This window comes from Ruegeria sp. F5 (assembly GCF_056533845.1).
In genome coordinates, this window is record NZ_JBQFOU010000003.1 from 413,469 (window position 1) to 429,298 (window position 15,830).

Genomic DNA, 15,830 nt, shown 5'->3' on the forward strand with positions numbered 1-15,830 from the left:
TTCGTGCCCAACAAAAAAAGGCGCGCAGAACTGGTCTGCGCGCTGAAGTAACAATTTCAGGCCGCCGAAATCTCGCCGGATTCGATCTGTTCCCGTTCGATGGATTCAAACAGGGCCTGAAAGTTCCCCTCGCCGAACCCATCATCGCCTTTGCGCTGAATGAACTCGAAGAAGATAGGGCCAATTACGGTTTTCGAGAAAATCTGCAGCAGAATCCGTGTCTCGCCGCCATCCACGACGCCTTCGCCGTCGATCAGGATGCCGTGCTTCATCATCCGGTCCAGCGGCTCTTCATGGTCGGTCACGCGCGTCGTGGACATGTCGTAATAGGCCTGATTGGGCCCCGGCATGAATTTCAGGCCCTTTTCGGCAATCGCGTCGGTCGAGGCATAGATATCCTCGCTTCCGACCGCGATGTGCTGGATGCCTTCACCCTTGTACTTCTTCAGGTAGGACACAATCTGGCCTGTCTCACCGCGATCTTCGTTGATCGGAATGCGAATGCGACCGCAGGGCGAGGTCAGCGCGCGGCTGAAAAGCCCGGTGAACTTGCCCTGAATGTCGAAAAAGCGGATTTCACGGAAGTTGAACAGGTCGCCGTAAAACCCGAACCATTTGTCCATGTTGCCCTTGTAGACATTGTGGGTCAGGTGATCGAGGTAATAGAACCCCTCACCCCGTGGTTTGGACTGTTTGATCCAGTTGAACTCGTGATTATAGGGCGACGTGTCGTAGTACTGATCGATGAAATAGATCAGCGATCCACCGATACCCTTGATTGCAGGAACGTCCATTGTTTTATCGACCGCGTCATAGGGCTCGGCCCCTTTCGACACGGCATGCTCATAAGCCTTTTGCGCATCGACGACACGCCATCCCATCGACGGGGCGCAGGGGCCGTGTTCGGCCACGAACTTGTCGGCGAAGCTGTCCGGGTTGGCGTTCAGGATATAGGTGACATCGCCCTGCTGCCAAAGTTCGACAGCAGGATTCTGTTTGTGATGCGCCACCAGTTCGAACCCCATCTTGGCGAACAGGTCGCGCAGTTCCTGCGGTTCGGGATGTGCGAACTCGACAAATTCAAAGCCGTCCGTTCCGGCGGGGTTTTCGTCACTGATGACAGATTTCGGTGCATTATGCGGGAAAGGGCCCATGGGTGCCTCCTTTCAAACAGGAAATTCTTTGCTGATTCTAAAATACGCCTTATCCCACGCTTTTTCTGCGCATTGTTTTCCTGTAAACTATGTTCAGACGCGCAAATCTCGCACACATAATTAGAAATACGGGAATACGCCGCATATGCTTGACGCCACAGACACGCATCTTCTTTCCGCCTTGCAGAAGGATGCCCACCTGACGGCGCATCAGTTGGGTGAGATGCTGAACCTGTCACCCAGTCAGGCCGGGCGACGGCGGCAAAGGCTTGAGGCCGAAGGCTACATCACCGGCTATGCCGCGCGGCTTGATCCGTTGAAACTGGGGCTGCACGTGCAGGGGTTCATTCAGGTCCATCTGGGCACCCACGGCCCCGAGCAATCGGCCAGTTTCGCCCGCATGGTCGATACCCGCCCGGAAATCACCAGCGCCTGGACGATGACCGGAGAGGCAGATTACCTGCTGCATGTCTATTGCGATGATCTTTCCGCCCTCAACAGCTTGCTTCATCAGGTGATCCTGCCGCATCCTGCCGTTGCACGGGTCCAGAGCCAGATCGTGATGGACCAGCTAAAACGAGACGCCCCCCTGCCAACCTGACCGGTGCAAGAGGAAAAATATGGACGAGTTCCTTTATCAGGCTTCGATCTATCTGGCCGCCGCCGTGATCGCCGTACCCCTTTCGGCGCGTCTGGGGCTGGGGTCGGTTCTGGGATATCTGGCTGCCGGTATCATCATCGGGCCGGTTCTGGGGCTGGTGGGTGCCGAAACCGAGGAATTGCAGCACGTTGCCGAGTTTGGCGTCGTGATGATGCTGTTCCTGATCGGACTGGAGCTTGAGCCGCGCGCCTTGTGGGACATGCGCGACAGGTTGCTGGGCCTTGGCGGTCTGCAGGTCGCCCTGTCCACTGCCGTCATCGCCGGCGTGGCGATGTATGCCAACCACCCGTGGTCCGTCGCGTTGGCGGTCGGGCTGACGTTATCGCTGTCCTCGACCGCGATCGTGCTGCAAACGCTGTCTGAAAAGGGGCTGATGCAGACCAATGGCGGGCGCGCGACCTTCTCGGTCCTGTTGACGCAGGACATAGCGGTCATTCCGATATTGGCGTTCCTGCCGTTGCTCGCGCTGCCTGCGATGCCGCATATTCTGGCGGATGGGTCAATCGACCGTGGTGCCGGTGACGATCATCACGGCGCGGCCCATCACAGCCTGTCCCTGGTCGAAGGGTTGCCGGGCTGGGCGGTGACACTGATAACCCTTGCTGCGGTGGCATTTGTCATTCTGGCAGGTATCTACCTGACCCGGCCATTGTTCAGGTTCATTCACTCGACCCGCCTGCGCGAGATGTACACGGCGCTGGCCCTGATGATCGTCGTCGGCATCTCATTCCTGATGACGCTGGTGGGGCTGTCGCCCGCGCTGGGTGCGTTTCTGGCCGGTGTCGTTCTGGCGAACTCGGAATTCAGGCATGAGATGGAAAGTGACCTTGAACCCTTCAAAGGGCTGTTCCTGGGGCTGTTTTTCATCACCGTCGGGGCCGGGATCAACGTCGCGTATTTCTTCAATGACCCGTTTGACCTGATCGGGCTGGCGCTGCTGGTCATACTGGCCAAGGGGATCATCCTGTTTCTGGTCGGCAAAGCATTCAAGCTGCGCGGGCGCGATCACTGGCTGTTCACACTCGGGCTGGCACAAGCGGGTGAGTTCGGTTTCGTACTTTTGGCGTTTTCCAGACAACAGAATGTTATCCCGCCGGATCTGGCCCAAAAACTGTTGATGATCATCGCGTTGACGATGCTGATAACCCCGTTGCTGTTCATTCTCTTCGATCTGCTTTCGCGCAAAATCGGTGAGGTGACCACGGAAATGGAACCGGACGAGATCGACGAAAAAGGCCCTGTGATCATCGCCGGGATCGGGCGGTTCGGTCAGATCGTCAACCGCCTGGTACGCGCCAGCGGGTTCAAGACAATCGTTCTGGACCACGATATCGAGACCATCCAGTTGATGCGCCGTTTTGGCGTCAAAGGGTTCCTTGGCGATCCCACTCGGCCCGAACTGCTGCGCGCGGCGGGGTTTGAAAAGGCGTCAGTTCTTGTGGCCGCCATGGATGATCGGACACAAGTCACGCGGCTGGTCAGCTATGCGCGGCGTCAGCGGCGCGACCTGCATATCATCGCGCGCGCCCATGACCGGACGCATGTGTACGAGCTGTATCAGGCCGGCGCGAACGACATTGTGCGCGAGATGTTTGACAGTTCACTGCGGGCTGGCCGCTATGTGCTGGAAAACATAGGGCTCAGCGAATACGAGGCCGCTCAGGCCGAGCAGACCTTTTACCATCACGACCGGGCCTCGGTTCGCGAACTGGCCGAGCTTTGGGTTCCGGGCCTGCCAACCGCCGAGAACAAGAAATACATCGACCGCGCACGGCGGCTGGAAAAAGATCTGGAAACGGCGCTGCTTGAACTGGCCGAGGAACACGCCAAGAAATCGGCCTGACCGGCGCACTTGCTCCGGTCAGGGTCGGCAATCAGCCGTCAGACACACCTGCCTCGGCAAAGGTGGCCATGCCCGAATGGCAGGCAACCGCGCTTTTCAGAATGTTGATGGCCAGCGCCCCGCCCGAGCCTTCACCAAGGCGCAGGCCCAGATTCAGCAGAGGGTCCTTGCCCAACCGGGCCAGAACCGCACCATGGGCCCCTTCGGCGCTTTGGTGGCCCGCTATGGCGTGATCCAGCGCACTGTCGGATACCTGCGCAAGGCAGGCCGCCGCCGCCGAGCATATGAATCCATCCAAAATGACGGGGATGCGCAGGACACGCGCAGCGGCAATGGCCCCCGCCATCGCTGCAATCTCGCGCCCGCCAAGGCAGCGCAGGATGTCCAGTCCGTCGTCAGACCCGCCGTGCAGCGCCACACCCTCGGCCACGACGCGGGTCTTGTTGGCCAGCCCCGCATCGTCGACGCCGGTGCCGCGTCCTGTCCAGTCTGCGGCCTCACCGCCGAACAACGCGCAGGCAATCGCGGCGGCGGGGGTCGTGTTGCCGATGCCCATCTCGCCCACCACCAACAGGTCTGACTGCGGGTCGACGGCCTGCCAGCCAGTGCGCAGGGCATCCAGCAACTCCTCTTCGCTCATCGCCGGGGCCTGAGTGAAGTCGGCGGTCGGCCGGTCCAGATCCAGCGCGTGCACGTCCATCTTGGCACCCGCCGCCTTGGCCAATTGGTTGATCGCCGCCCCGCCGTGTTGAAAGTTCATCACCATCTGCACCGTAACCTCGGGCGGAAAGGCGGAAACGCCCTGCGCCGTAACGCCATGATTGCCCGCAAACACGATGACCTGTGGCGCGGTGATCCGAGGCCGCGCGTCCCCGCGCCAACCGGCATACCAGATCGCCAGATCCTCGAGCCGCCCCAACGCGCCCGGAGGTTTGGTCAATTGCCCGTTTCGGACCGCCGCCCCGCTCAGCGCAGCTTCATCAGGGCCCGGAGCGGTTGTCAGCGCATCACGGAAAGTCTTCAAATCATTAAGTTCGGGCAGCATCCAAAGCCTCATTGCATCAGAGTGGTCCTGTGTGTTTAACCGAAGCAACCAAACCGACAAGACCCCGAAAGGCGCGGGAGTGCATAAAAACGACACCAGACCCTTTTCCGCGTGGGACATCCCGCTGGCGCTGGTCCTGCTGACCCGCCTGCCCCTGCCCCGGTTGCCTGATGGTGTTTTCGCCCGGCAGGCGCAGGCGGTCTGGGCTTTTCCGGTGGTTGGCCTGGTCGTGGGCGGGCTGGCCTGCCTGATTGGCTGGCTGGCCGATGCCTATCTGTCATCCTTTGCGGCTGCGGTTCTGGTGGTTGCCGTTCTGATCGCAACAACCGGCGCGATGCACGAGGACGGGCTGGCCGACACATTCGATGGTCTTTGGGGCGGGTTCACCCGCGAGCGCCGGCTTGAGATCATGAAGGACAGCCATATCGGAACCTATGGCGTGCTTGCCCTGCTGATCTCGCAGCTTCTTCGCGTTTCCGCCATTACGGCGGTATTGGCAAACGGACCAATCTGGGCGGTTCTGGCAGCTTGCGTGTTTTCGCGGGCCCTGATGCCGGTTTTGATGGCGTCGTTGCCGAATGCCCGCAATTCGGGCCTCAGCCATTCGGTCGGCATCCCCGGCTCGATACCGGTTGGCGTATCACTGGGACTGGCCGTATTGGTCACCTTCGCTCTTTGCGGAATCCTTGCGTTGAAAGCCGTTCTGGCCGCTGCTGTGGCAGTTGGCCTACTTGCCTGGGTCGCGCGGAGGAAAATCGGCGGCCAGACCGGGGACATCCTCGGCGCCGCGCAGCAACTAGCCGAGATCGCCTTTCTGCTCGCCATCAGCGCCCAGATTTAGGACGCCCCGCCCGTTTCAATCCGCAAGGTGCATCCGCAATGCTTGCAATGCACCGCGTCGGGGTCGTGCCGGTACAACCCGCAGCTTGGGCATTTGTGACGCACCTTTTGCGGCATGAACACCGCCTGCGCCAACCGCACGAACAGGGCGACGCCGACCACCATGATGAAGACGGAAAACAGCTTACCCGCCGGGGATGCCAGAGTTATGTCTCCGAACCCCGTCGTCGTCAGCGTTGCCATCGTGAAGTACAACGCGTCGATATAAGGCGTTTGGCTGTCTTCCGGGACGAAGAACACTAAAACCGCCGTCGAGGTTGCAAAGACAAACACCAATAGATTGATTGCTGCGATTACGGCGTCTTCATGCGTTCGGAAAAAGCTGCTGTCCCGCCGCAGGTCCCTGAGCAGATGGTAGGAATGGATCAGGCGCAGGGCGCGCAGGATACGCAGGAAGGCAAGATTGCCGGTCAGAAACGGATCGAGGATGAGTGAGGCAATCACCACGATATCGGCAATCGTGTAAATCTGCCGCAACAGCTTCCAGCGGTCTTTCGCAATCCACACCCGGGCCGAGAAATCCAGCAGAATCAAGGCCCCGATACACAGGCTGGCAAGGGTGATCCCCGGGCCATGCGGAATATTCGCCGTGGCGACGAAAAACACGATCGACACCGCATCAAACAGGATCAATCCATAGCGGAACCAGACCGAAACCGGCTCATGCGCGATGTACAGAAACTTAACGGTTTGCTTTATCCTGGACATGTATCCGCCTCTGGCTACAGGAAAATTAGCGCCAAATGCGGGTTTCACCAAGCCACGAAAAAGGGCCGCCCCGAAAGAGACGGCCCTTGATACAATTTGCTCGGTTTTAGGCTGCGCGCGAGGTCAGAACCTCATCCACCTGCTTGGCAGCCGAAATCTCGCCTGCGCCGGACACGGCGGCCACTTCGCGGGTCAGACGCTCGAGCGCGGCTTCATAAAGCTGACGCTCGGAATAGCTCTGCTCGCGCTGGTCGTCGGTGCGGTGCAGGTCGCGGACCACTTCGGCGATCGAGATCAGGTCGCCCGAGTTGATCTTTTGTTCATACTCCTGCGCCCGGCGCGACCACATGGCGCGCTTTACCTTGGCCTTGCCCTTCAGCGTCTTCATCGCCTGGCTGATCACGTCCGGCGAGCTGAGCGAACGCAGGCCGCTTTCGGTCACCTTGTTGGTCGGCACGCGCAGGGTCATCTTGTCTTTCTCAAATGAGATGACGAACAGCTCAAGTGTGAACCCCGCGACATCCTGTTCTTCGATCGAGATGATCTGACCCACGCCATGAGCGGGGTAGACAACATAGTCGTTCGGGCGGAACTCAAGCTTTTTCGACTTTGTCATTCAGTTTTATCCTTGGTTACAGTTTGGAACGCAGGCGACAAAAACACCACGTGCGGGGACTTTTTCAGCCCCGTCAGGCGGTGGTATTGTCACAAATTCAGAACTCCAAAGTGAGCATACTTACGGAGTGCATCCCAATATCGGTCATCATGTGAGAGTGTTTATATCACAAAAATACGACACCCGAAAGTTCGCACTTTCGCGGACAGGTGAATATTGCGCGTTTTCAACATGTTGGTCATGTATTGCGCCAATTTCATGCCGATTTTCGGGCGCGAATCGCTTAGCCGCCCTCGCCCGGCGCTTCCGAGAAATACTTTTCCATCTTGCCTTCTTCACCATCGCGCTCCTCGGCCTCGGGCAGAGGATCTTTCTTGGTGACGATCACCGGCCACATTTCCGAGTATTTCCGGTTGAACTCGACCCATTGGTCCATCCCTGGCTCGGTGTCGGGGCGAATTGCGTCGGCAGGGCATTCGGGTTCGCAGACGCCACAGTCGATGCATTCGTCAGGGTGAATGACCAGCGTGTTCTCGCCTTCATAGAAACAGTCCACCGGGCACACTTCGACACAGTCGGTGTATTTGCAGCCAATGCAGTTCTCGGTGACAACGTAGGTCATGGTCGAATTCCCGTTTGCGGTTTGAGCGACTAGCTAATTCAGTATGGCGCTCTCTTCAAGCCAAGATCAGCCGTCGGACCTGCGAGAAAGATCAATCGCACGCCGATCTTTCTTGGTCGGGCGACCTTTTCCCTCAAAACCCGGATTTTTGGGCTTTGCTTCCTGCTTTTCGGTCAGATCCGTATACAGCATTTGCGCCTCGGGCGCAGGACCGCGCCGTTCACCCAGCGCTTCGATGCGGACAACGCACACGATCCGCCCCTGCGGGAAGGTCAGAACATCACCGGGAACAACCGACTGGGCCGGTTTCAGAACCCGGTTTCCGTTCAGGCGCACATGGCCGCCGCTGACCTGTTTGGCGGACAGGCTGCGGGTCTTGAAGAACCGCGCCTGCCACAGCCATTTGTCGATCCGCAGTTTGGGCTCTGCCATTGGCGCTTAGCTGCCGTCTTTCAACCCCATCAGCGCGGCTGCGAAGGGGTTGTCGGGGTCGATGGCCTTTTCCTTTTTCGGAGGCCGGGACGAGAAGGATTTGCCGCCCTGCGGCTTGCCGCCCTTCTTGCCCTGCGGCTTGCCCTGAGGTTTGCCGCGCGGCTTGCCCTTGCCTGGCCCCTGCTCGCGGCGCGGGCCACGGTTCTGCTGGCGCTGGCGACCCCAGGTGAAGGTGAAGAACACTTCGACCTCGGGCTCGTCGGATGTCGGTTCCGCAGCTTGATCCTCTGCAGGTGCCTCGGCTGACGCCTCGGCGGGTGCGGCGACCTCTTCGCTTGTTGCTTCGGGTGCCGGGGTTTCTTCGGCGACAGGTTGCGCGGGCGCTTCTTCCGCAGGTTGCTCTGCCGGAGCAGGTTTGACCTTCTCCCGCTCACCGCGCTCGGCTTTGTAGCCCAGCCCCTGCATCAGGTCGGCGAACTGTTCCAGCGTCATACCGGTGATCGAGAGCATATCCGCCTTGGCTTCGAACCCGCCCCGGCTGTCTTCGGACCGCAGCATGTCGGCCAGACGTTCCAGCATGTCGATCCGGATCGAACGCTCACCGGCGTCGCGGTAACCGCACATGGTGTCGTAGCCTTTGGGCGCGTCCTTGGCGACCGGCACAGTGACCAGACCCGGAGGCGGCGCTTCGGGGAATTCCTGTAGCCCGCTGGACAGCGCCCACAGAACCAGACGCAGGCGCGTCGGCGCGGGTTTCAGCAGCAGCGGCATGAAGATGGTGAACTGGCCAAACCGGATGCCGTGCTTGCGCAGCGCACCGCGGGCGTCCTGATCCAGATCCTTGACCTCTTGCGCGACCTGCGCGCGGGGCAGCACGCCCAACGCTTCGACCATGCGGAAGGCGAAACCTTTGGCCAGACCGGTCAGTTCTTCGTCGCGTGACAGGTTCAGCAGCGGCTCGAACAGCGCGGCCACTTTGCGGTCGATGAAATGCTGCAACCGGCGCTGCACTTTCTGTTCAACGTCCGGGCCTGCGGCCTCGTCCACAAACACCTCGACCACCGGTTTCAGAGGTTCAGCCCCTGCAACCAGCTTACCAACGGCATATTCGCCCCACATCAGGCCACCCTGATCGGTGAAATCAATTTCGGTATCGGGCGCGTTGTAGAAGCGGTCGGCACGCAGATGGAATTGCGGTGCGAGTGCCTGCAAAGAGGCCGATTTCAAGGCTTTCGCCTCGGTCCCCTGCGCGGCTTTGTCCGGAATGAACCGGAACCCTTCCAGACGACCGACGAATTCACCTTCGACGGTCACTTCACCCTTGTCATTTACTTCGGCCAAAAGGGCCTCCTTCTGTTTGAGCCGGCGCAGCAAAACGGACGTGCGCCGGTCCACAAATCGTTTGGTCAGACGGTCATGCAACGCGTCCGACAGCCTGTCTTCTACAGTGCGCGTTTCCTCGCGCCAATGGGATTCGTCACGTACCCAGCCATTTCGCTGCGCAACATATGTCCAGGTGCGAATATATGCCAGTCGTTTGGAGAGCGCATCAATATCCCCGTCTGTTCGGTCGATCCGGCGGATTTGCCGCGCCATGAAGTCGTCGGGGATTGCACCTCGTTCGTGGAGGTGGCCGTAGATAACTTCGAGCAAACTTTCGTGTTCGGCGTGGCTGATGCCGCGAAAGTCGGGAATACGGCACACATCCCAAAGCAAACGGACCGATTGACCATCGCTAGCGCGGGCCGCCACCTCGGTCACTTGCGAGAGCGATTTCAGCGCGTTCAGGTCATCGGCGGGCCGCGCCTTGATCAGATGTTCGTCATTCGGGCTGACCTCGAGCGAGTCGATCAGCGCGTCAACCGAGCCGAACCTAAGGGCAGCATTCCGCCAGTTAAGCTTTTTCATCGGCGTGAATCGGCTGTCCATGATCGCCTGTGCCACGCCTTCGTCCAGCGGAGGGGCCTCGCCCGTCACGCCAAAGGTGCCGTCGGACATGCCACGACCTGCACGGCCCGCGATCTGGGCCAGTTCGTTCGGGGCCAAGGGACGCATCCGCCGACCGTCGAATTTGGTCAGGGACGAAAACGCCACATGGTTCACGTCCAGGTTCAGGCCCATGCCGATGGCATCAGTGGCGACCAGATAATCCACCTCACCATTCTGATAAAGATCCACCTGCGCGTTGCGCGTGCGCGGGCTGAGCGCGCCCATGACCACCGCCGCCCCGCCCTTTTGACGGCGCAGCAACTCGGCAATCGCATAGACATTATCCACCGAGAACCCGACGATGGCGCTGCGCGCAGGCATCCGGCTGATCTTTTTCGAACCGGAATACACCAGCTGCGACATCCGCTCGCGCCGGACAAACTGCGCCTCGGGCACCAGTGCGGCAATCGAACCGCGCATCGTGTCAGAACCCAGAAACAGCGTCTCATGCGTGCCGCGCATACGCAGCAGACGGTCGGTGAACACATGGCCCCGTTCGGGATCGGCACAGAGCTGGATTTCATCCACCGCCACGAAATCCGCGCCCATGCCTTCGGGCATCGCCTCGACCGTGCAGACCCAATACTGGGTGCGGGGCGGCACAATCCGTTCTTCGCCTGTGACCAGCGCCACGACGGACGGACCACGGATGGCGACGATCTTGTCATAGACCTCGCGCGCCAGCAGACGCAGCGGCAGACCGATGACTCCGGTCCGATAGCCCAGCATCCGCTCGATCGCGTAATGGGTTTTTCCTGTGTTTGTCGGGCCAAGTACGGCCACGATTCGGGATGACCCGCTCACCTTTGCCCCCTGCCCCGGATCTTAGAGCGCAGCGCCCTCGACCTGAGGCTTCAGTCGATTCACGGCATTGGTTACTTCTTCATAGTGGGGATGTATAGCCAGCGCGCGCTCATAGGCGTTATACGCCTGCTTGGGCTTGTCCAGAATTTCGAAAATCAAGCCCAGGCCGTAGATCGCCTCGAAATTGTTCGGGTTCAGGGTCAGCGCGTATTCCAGATCGGCGGCGGCCATCCCAAACCGTTCGATCCCGAAAAAGACCGAGGCCCGCGCATGCCAGCCTTCGGCAAAATCAGGCGCATGGTCCGTCAGCGCCGTAAAGTGATCCAGCGCCGCGTCCATATCGCCGTCTTCCATCGCCTCGCGCCCGCGTTCCAGCAGCAAATCCGCCGAGGCCGAACCCGACTGCGACCACAAAGCCTTTAGCTGCCGTTCAATCCCAATGGCCTGTTCCGGCGTCGATTCTTGCAATTGCTGCAAAAGCACGCCCTCATCCCGGGAATCCGCCTCTTGCGCGATGCAACTGGTGGAAAACATGACTAGGACTGCGGTTGCCGCAACGATACCTTTGAGATTGATGCTTGCAATGCTCATAACAAGCATCACTTTAGCGTCGAGACAGAGGATGTCCATTCACGACGCACGAAACAAAAGTGAGGAAGACCATGAGCGTGACTCTTGAAAAGGCAGCCGCCGCGCTGAACGAAAAACTCGAAAGCGGCGCGTTCGACGCCTCGGCCCGGTTTGCCATTACCGATCTGGGCAACATCGTGCTGGATGCCGACGGCGCGCGCGTCAGTGATGACGAGGCCGACGTGACCCTGAGCGCCGACGCGGACACGTTCGAACAGATCCTGAGCGGTGAGATGAACCCAACCGGCGCGTTCATGTCCGGCAAGCTGAGCGTGGACGGAGACATGGGAATCGCCATGAAGCTCGCCTCGGTGCTGGCCTGATGGACTTGTCGCCGGCCCCCTTGTTCGAAGCCGTGGCCGGTGGACCTGCCGGGGGCGCGGCGCATTGGCTGCGCACCTCGGACGGCAAGCGCATTCGCGTGGGCCATTGGTTGCCGCAGGGCACTGCGAACGGCACGGTGATGCTGTTTCCCGGCCGTACGGAATATGTCGAGAAATACGGCAGCACGGCGGGCGAATTCGTAAAACGCGGCTTTGCAATGCTGGCCGTGGACTGGCGCGGACAGGGTATGGCGGACCGGCTGCTGGATGATCCGCGCATCGGCCATGTAGATCACTTCCCCGACTATCAGCGGGATGTTCAGGCGGTGCTTGATCTGGCCACCACACTTGATCTGCCCCAGCCCTGGTATGTTATCGGCCACTCGATGGGCGGTGCAATCGGTCTGCGGGCTGTGATCGAACACAAATGCTTCGCGGCCTGCGCCTTTACCGGCCCGATGTGGGGTATTTTCTTTACCCCGATCATGAAGCCGCTCAGCCGGGTCACGGCCTATTGGGGCACCGCGCTTGGGATGGGGCAATGGACGCCTCCGACGACGACGTTGGAAAGCTATGTCCTGTCGCAGCCCTTTGACGGAAACGTCCTGACACGCGATCCCGCCATGTACAAGATGATGCAGGATCAACTGACCGCCCACCCCGAACTGGCGCTTGGCGCGCCGTCGAACCGGTGGCTGCGTGAATCCCTGGATGAATGCGCCTGGCTGATCGAACAGCCGGCACCGGACACCCCGTGCCTGACCTTCATGGGCAGTCACGAACAGATCGTCGACCGCAAGGCGATCCGGGCGCGCATGGCCAGCTGGCCCACGGGCAAACTGATCGAGATTCCCGATGGCGAGCATGAGGTGCTGATGGAGGCCCCGGACGTCCGCGGACCGGTGCTTGACCAGTTGGCGGCGCATTTTCTGGCCAGCCAATCCAACGGCGCGCCCGAGCCTGCCCTGTCGCGTTGATCGTCGCGATAGGGTCTGGCCGCTTGTGATCCGGGCGCGCCAGCCCTAGATGTTTGCCAAACAATCTTACAAAGGTGATCCATGCGCGACCTTCCCTTTCCCGTCCGTGATGCAAACGCTGGCGGCGGTGCCGACAATCTGGGCAACCTGCCGGAATGGGATCTGAGTGATCTCTACACCTCGGAAGAGGCGCCCGAGATTTCGCGCGATCTGGACTGGCTGGAAGGCGAATGCGCCTCGTTCGCGGCGGATTACGAAGGCAAGCTGGCCGATCTGGACGCCCAGGGCTTGCTGACCTGCGTTCAGCGCAACGAAAAGATCAACGCCATCGCCGGGCGGATCATGTCCTTTGCCGGTCTGCGCTACTACCAACTGACCACGGATGCGGAACGCGCGAAGTTCCTGTCCGACATGCAGGAAAAGATCACCATCTTCACCACGCCGCTGGTGTTCTTCACGCTCGAGATCAACCGGATCGACGACAACGCGCTAAAGGCGCATTTCGATGCAAATGCGGACCTCGCCCGCTACGAGCCTGTTTTCCGCCGTATCCGGGCGATGAAACCTTACCAACTGTCTGACGAGTTGGAGAAATTCCTACACGACCTCGGCGTTGTCGGGGATGCCTGGGAACGCCTGTTCGATGAAACCATCGCCGGGCTGACCTTTACCGTTGACGATCAGGAACTGAACATCGAGGGCACGCTGAACCTGCTGACCGAACAGGATCGCAGCAAGCGCGAAGCTGCCGCGCGGGAACTGGCCAGCGTATTTCAGGACAACGTCAAAACCTTTGCCCGCGTCCACAACACGCAGGCCAAGGAAAAGGAAATCGTCGACCGCTGGCGCAACATGCCGACAGCGCAAACCGGTCGCCACCTGTCAAACGATGTCGAACCCGAAGTGGTCGAGGCCCTGCGCGAAGCCGTTGTCGCCGCCTACCCCAAGCTGAGCCATCGCTACTATGATTTGAAACGCAAATGGCTGGGTCTGGACGTGATGCAGGTCTGGGACCGCAACGCGCCCCTGCCGATGGAAGACACCCGCGTCGTCAATTGGTCCGAGGCCGAGAAAACGGTGATGGACGCCTATAATGCCTTCGACCCGCGTATGGGCGAAATCGCGACGCCTTTCTTCACCAAAGGTTGGATCGACGCCGCCGTGAAGCCCGGCAAGGCTCCGGGCGCGTTTGCGCATCCGACCGTCACCGATGTTCACCCCTATGTCATGCTCAACTATCTGGGCAAACCGCGCGACGTGATGACTCTGGCGCATGAGCTGGGCCATGGCGTGCATCAGGTTCTGGCCGCCGGTCAGGGTGAGATGCTGTCGTCGACCCCGCTAACGCTGGCCGAGACTGCGTCGGTTTTTGGCGAAATGCTGACCTTCCGCAAGATGCTGGATAAGGCCGAAACGCCTGAACAGCGCAAGGTTCTGCTGGCCGGCAAGGTCGAGGATATGATCAACACAGTCGTCCGCCAGATCGCGTTCTATGACTTCGAGTGCAAGCTCCACGCCGCCCGGCGCGAGGGCGAATTGACCCCCGATGACATCAACGCATTGTGGATGAGCGTTCAGGCCGAAAGCCTTGGCCCCGCATTTGAATTCATGGACGGATACGAGACGTTCTGGGCCTATATCCCCCACTTCGTCCACTCGCCCTTCTATGTCTACGCCTATGCCTTTGGCGATGGCCTCGTGAACGCGCTTTATTCCGTTTACGAAAGCGGCGCGGACGGGTTCGAGGACAAGTATTTCGACATGCTGCGCGCCGGTGGGTCCAAGCATCACAAGGAACTGCTGGCCCCGTTCGGGCTGGACGCCAGCGATCCCAAATTCTGGGACAAGGGCCTGTCGATGATCTCGGGCTTTATTGACGAATTGGAAGCGATGGAGGGCTGATCACTTCTGGCTTGTGGTCGTCAGGAACACGGCGGCCACGATCAATGCAGCCCCCAAGGCCGCAATCGGCGTGATTGCGGCCCCCAGAAACAGCGCCGAGTTGATAAAGGTGAACACCACCGACGCCGCGAACATCAGGGTCGCGGTCAGGGTCGAGACGAGCGCGGCAGCTTCGTACCAAAGGTAATAGGCCAGCGCGGTCGGCAGGATCCCCAGAAGCAACAGGAACACCACGTCGTTGGCTGTCGGCATCTGCAAGGAAAACAACGCCAGAGGCACCAGCAACACGCCAGAGCAGACGAATATGCCGAACAGAAAGTTCAGCCGCTCAGCCGTCGTTTGCGAGGCCTTCATCGCCCGGCTGCTGGCGATCAGGAACGCGGCCCAGCTGAACCCTGCGCCGATCTCCATAAGGTCGCCGAAGAGCGGTTCACCTCCGCCCTGGAAGTCTCTGAAAACGGTCAGAAAAACACCGAAGATAGCCAGCACGGTTGCCAGCACCTCGATCCGTCTGACGGGTGTGTCCGCAAAGAAATAGAGGAACAGGAGAACGAAGAACGGGGCCGTGTTTTCCAGCACCATCGCGTTGGCGGCACCGGTATGTTCCAGCCCGACATGAAACAGCACATAATTCACAACGGTCGCCAAAACCGCGAGGCGGAAATTGACGTCCCGAAACTGAACAGAGACCGGCGCGCGCATCGCGCGCAGCATGCAGAAGATTGCCAAAGCCGCAATGAAAAGGCGCGTCACGGCAATCTGCATTCCGCCCAGATCACCGGTCAGATACCGCACGATGACAGAGTGGGTCCCCCACAGAAAAGCGGCTGCAAATCCAAGGACCAGTCCGTTTTGCAAAAGCGGCGTGCGTTTTGCAGGATCGTGGGTCACAAAGCCTCCCCTCCCCGGGTTATTTCAGCTGACTGTCCTTCGATCCGCGCCGATTGATGCCGGCGCGCGCTTTGAACGCGCCATCACGGTCCTGCTGGCAGTCCAGGCACAGCTTCACCCCCGGCAGGGCCTTGCGGCGTTTTTCGGGAATGGGTTCCTCGCATTCCGCACAGTGGGTCAGGCTTTCGCCAACGGGCCGCTTTTGCGCCTGCATTCGCGCCAGTTCGTCCGAAATCGACGCCTCGATCTGTTCGCTTACCGCGCCATCACGCGCCCAACCACCGGCCATGAGTCACCTCCTGCTTCCGAGATGGACAGGATACACAGGTCGCG

The 15,830-nt window shown here is 60.1% G+C and carries 16 protein-coding genes; 6 read left to right on the forward strand and 10 right to left on the reverse strand.

Annotated features, from left to right (window positions below; genetic code table 11):
- Window positions 1–56 precede the first annotated feature (56 nt).
- Window positions 57–1,154, reverse strand: coding sequence for a 4-hydroxyphenylpyruvate dioxygenase (gene hppD / locus ACR0K1_RS06915; protein ID WP_480610231.1), 1,098 nt, complete (start codon window positions 1,152–1,154; stop codon window positions 57–59).
- Between the two features lie 145 nt (window positions 1,155–1,299).
- Here hppD and ACR0K1_RS06920 point away from each other — a divergent pair, with 145 nt between their 5' ends.
- Window positions 1,300–1,755: an Lrp/AsnC family transcriptional regulator gene (locus ACR0K1_RS06920; RefSeq protein WP_480610229.1), complete on the forward strand. Its 456-nt coding sequence runs from the start codon at window positions 1,300–1,302 to the stop codon at window positions 1,753–1,755.
- A gap of 19 nt (window positions 1,756–1,774) precedes the next feature.
- Window positions 1,775–3,658: a monovalent cation:proton antiporter-2 (CPA2) family protein gene (locus ACR0K1_RS06925; RefSeq protein WP_480610228.1), complete on the forward strand. Its 1,884-nt coding sequence runs from the start codon at window positions 1,775–1,777 to the stop codon at window positions 3,656–3,658.
- A 31-nt stretch (window positions 3,659–3,689) separates the two neighbouring features.
- On the opposite strand, the gene cobT is transcribed toward ACR0K1_RS06925, so the two are convergent.
- Window positions 3,690–4,703, reverse strand: coding sequence for a nicotinate-nucleotide--dimethylbenzimidazole phosphoribosyltransferase (gene cobT, locus ACR0K1_RS06930; protein WP_480849490.1), 1,014 nt, complete (start codon window positions 4,701–4,703; stop codon window positions 3,690–3,692).
- Between the two features lie 79 nt (window positions 4,704–4,782).
- Between cobT and cobS the strand changes: the two genes are divergently transcribed.
- Window positions 4,783–5,544, forward strand: coding sequence for an adenosylcobinamide-GDP ribazoletransferase (gene cobS, locus ACR0K1_RS06935; RefSeq protein WP_480849396.1), 762 nt, complete (start codon window positions 4,783–4,785; stop codon window positions 5,542–5,544).
- On the opposite strand, the gene ACR0K1_RS06940 is transcribed toward cobS, so the two are convergent.
- From ACR0K1_RS06940 to ACR0K1_RS06965, 6 genes are all read right to left on the reverse strand, one after another.
- A complete protein-coding gene (locus tag ACR0K1_RS06940; protein ID WP_480610222.1) occupies window positions 5,541–6,311 on the reverse strand; it encodes a potassium channel family protein in 771 nt (256 codons plus the stop codon). The two genes, cobS and ACR0K1_RS06940, sit on opposite strands and share 4 nt — an antisense overlap.
- Window positions 6,312–6,417: 106 nt before the next feature.
- Window positions 6,418–6,927: a CarD family transcriptional regulator gene (locus ACR0K1_RS06945; protein WP_480610220.1), complete on the reverse strand. Its 510-nt coding sequence runs from the start codon at window positions 6,925–6,927 to the stop codon at window positions 6,418–6,420.
- 283 nt (window positions 6,928–7,210) lie between these two features.
- Window positions 7,211–7,549 carry a ferredoxin FdxA gene (gene fdxA / locus ACR0K1_RS06950; RefSeq protein WP_171121124.1) on the reverse strand — a complete coding sequence of 113 codons (339 nt, stop codon included), beginning with the start codon at window positions 7,547–7,549 and terminating at the stop codon, window positions 7,211–7,213.
- A 66-nt stretch (window positions 7,550–7,615) separates the two neighbouring features.
- Window positions 7,616–7,981 carry an RNA-binding S4 domain-containing protein gene (locus ACR0K1_RS06955; protein WP_480849399.1) on the reverse strand — a complete coding sequence of 122 codons (366 nt, stop codon included), beginning with the start codon at window positions 7,979–7,981 and terminating at the stop codon, window positions 7,616–7,618.
- A gap of 6 nt (window positions 7,982–7,987) precedes the next feature.
- Entirely contained in the window at window positions 7,988–10,774 is a 2,787-nt protein-coding gene (locus ACR0K1_RS06960) for a helicase-related protein (protein ID WP_480610216.1), read from the reverse strand.
- Window positions 10,775–10,795: 21 nt separating this feature from the next.
- The gene (locus tag ACR0K1_RS06965) at window positions 10,796–11,365 is read right to left on the reverse strand and encodes a tetratricopeptide repeat protein (RefSeq protein WP_480610214.1); all 570 of its coding nucleotides are present in this window, start codon (window positions 11,363–11,365) and stop codon (window positions 10,796–10,798) included.
- A gap of 71 nt (window positions 11,366–11,436) precedes the next feature.
- Between ACR0K1_RS06965 and ACR0K1_RS06970 the strand changes: the two genes are divergently transcribed.
- From ACR0K1_RS06970 to ACR0K1_RS06980, 3 genes are all read left to right on the forward strand, one after another.
- Complete coding sequence (locus ACR0K1_RS06970) at window positions 11,437–11,727, forward strand: SCP2 sterol-binding domain-containing protein (protein WP_480610212.1); 291 nt, start codon at window positions 11,437–11,439, stop codon at window positions 11,725–11,727.
- Complete coding sequence (locus ACR0K1_RS06975) at window positions 11,727–12,704, forward strand: alpha/beta fold hydrolase (protein ID WP_480610210.1); 978 nt, start codon at window positions 11,727–11,729, stop codon at window positions 12,702–12,704. Before ACR0K1_RS06970 ends, ACR0K1_RS06975 begins: the two co-directional genes overlap by 1 nt.
- Before the next feature lie 81 nt (window positions 12,705–12,785).
- The gene (locus tag ACR0K1_RS06980) at window positions 12,786–14,606 is read left to right on the forward strand and encodes a M3 family oligoendopeptidase (protein WP_480849402.1); all 1,821 of its coding nucleotides are present in this window, start codon (window positions 12,786–12,788) and stop codon (window positions 14,604–14,606) included.
- Here ACR0K1_RS06980 and ACR0K1_RS06985 read toward each other — a convergent pair whose 3' ends face one another.
- Both ACR0K1_RS06985 and ACR0K1_RS06990 read right to left on the reverse strand, forming a co-directional pair.
- Window positions 14,607–15,497 carry a DMT family transporter gene (locus ACR0K1_RS06985; RefSeq protein ID WP_480610206.1) on the reverse strand — a complete coding sequence of 297 codons (891 nt, stop codon included), beginning with the start codon at window positions 15,495–15,497 and terminating at the stop codon, window positions 14,607–14,609.
- Between the two features lie 19 nt (window positions 15,498–15,516).
- Window positions 15,517–15,786, reverse strand: a complete 270-nt coding sequence (locus ACR0K1_RS06990; protein WP_480610204.1) for a DksA/TraR family C4-type zinc finger protein — start codon at window positions 15,784–15,786, stop codon at window positions 15,517–15,519.
- Window positions 15,787–15,830: the final 44 nt, after the last annotated feature.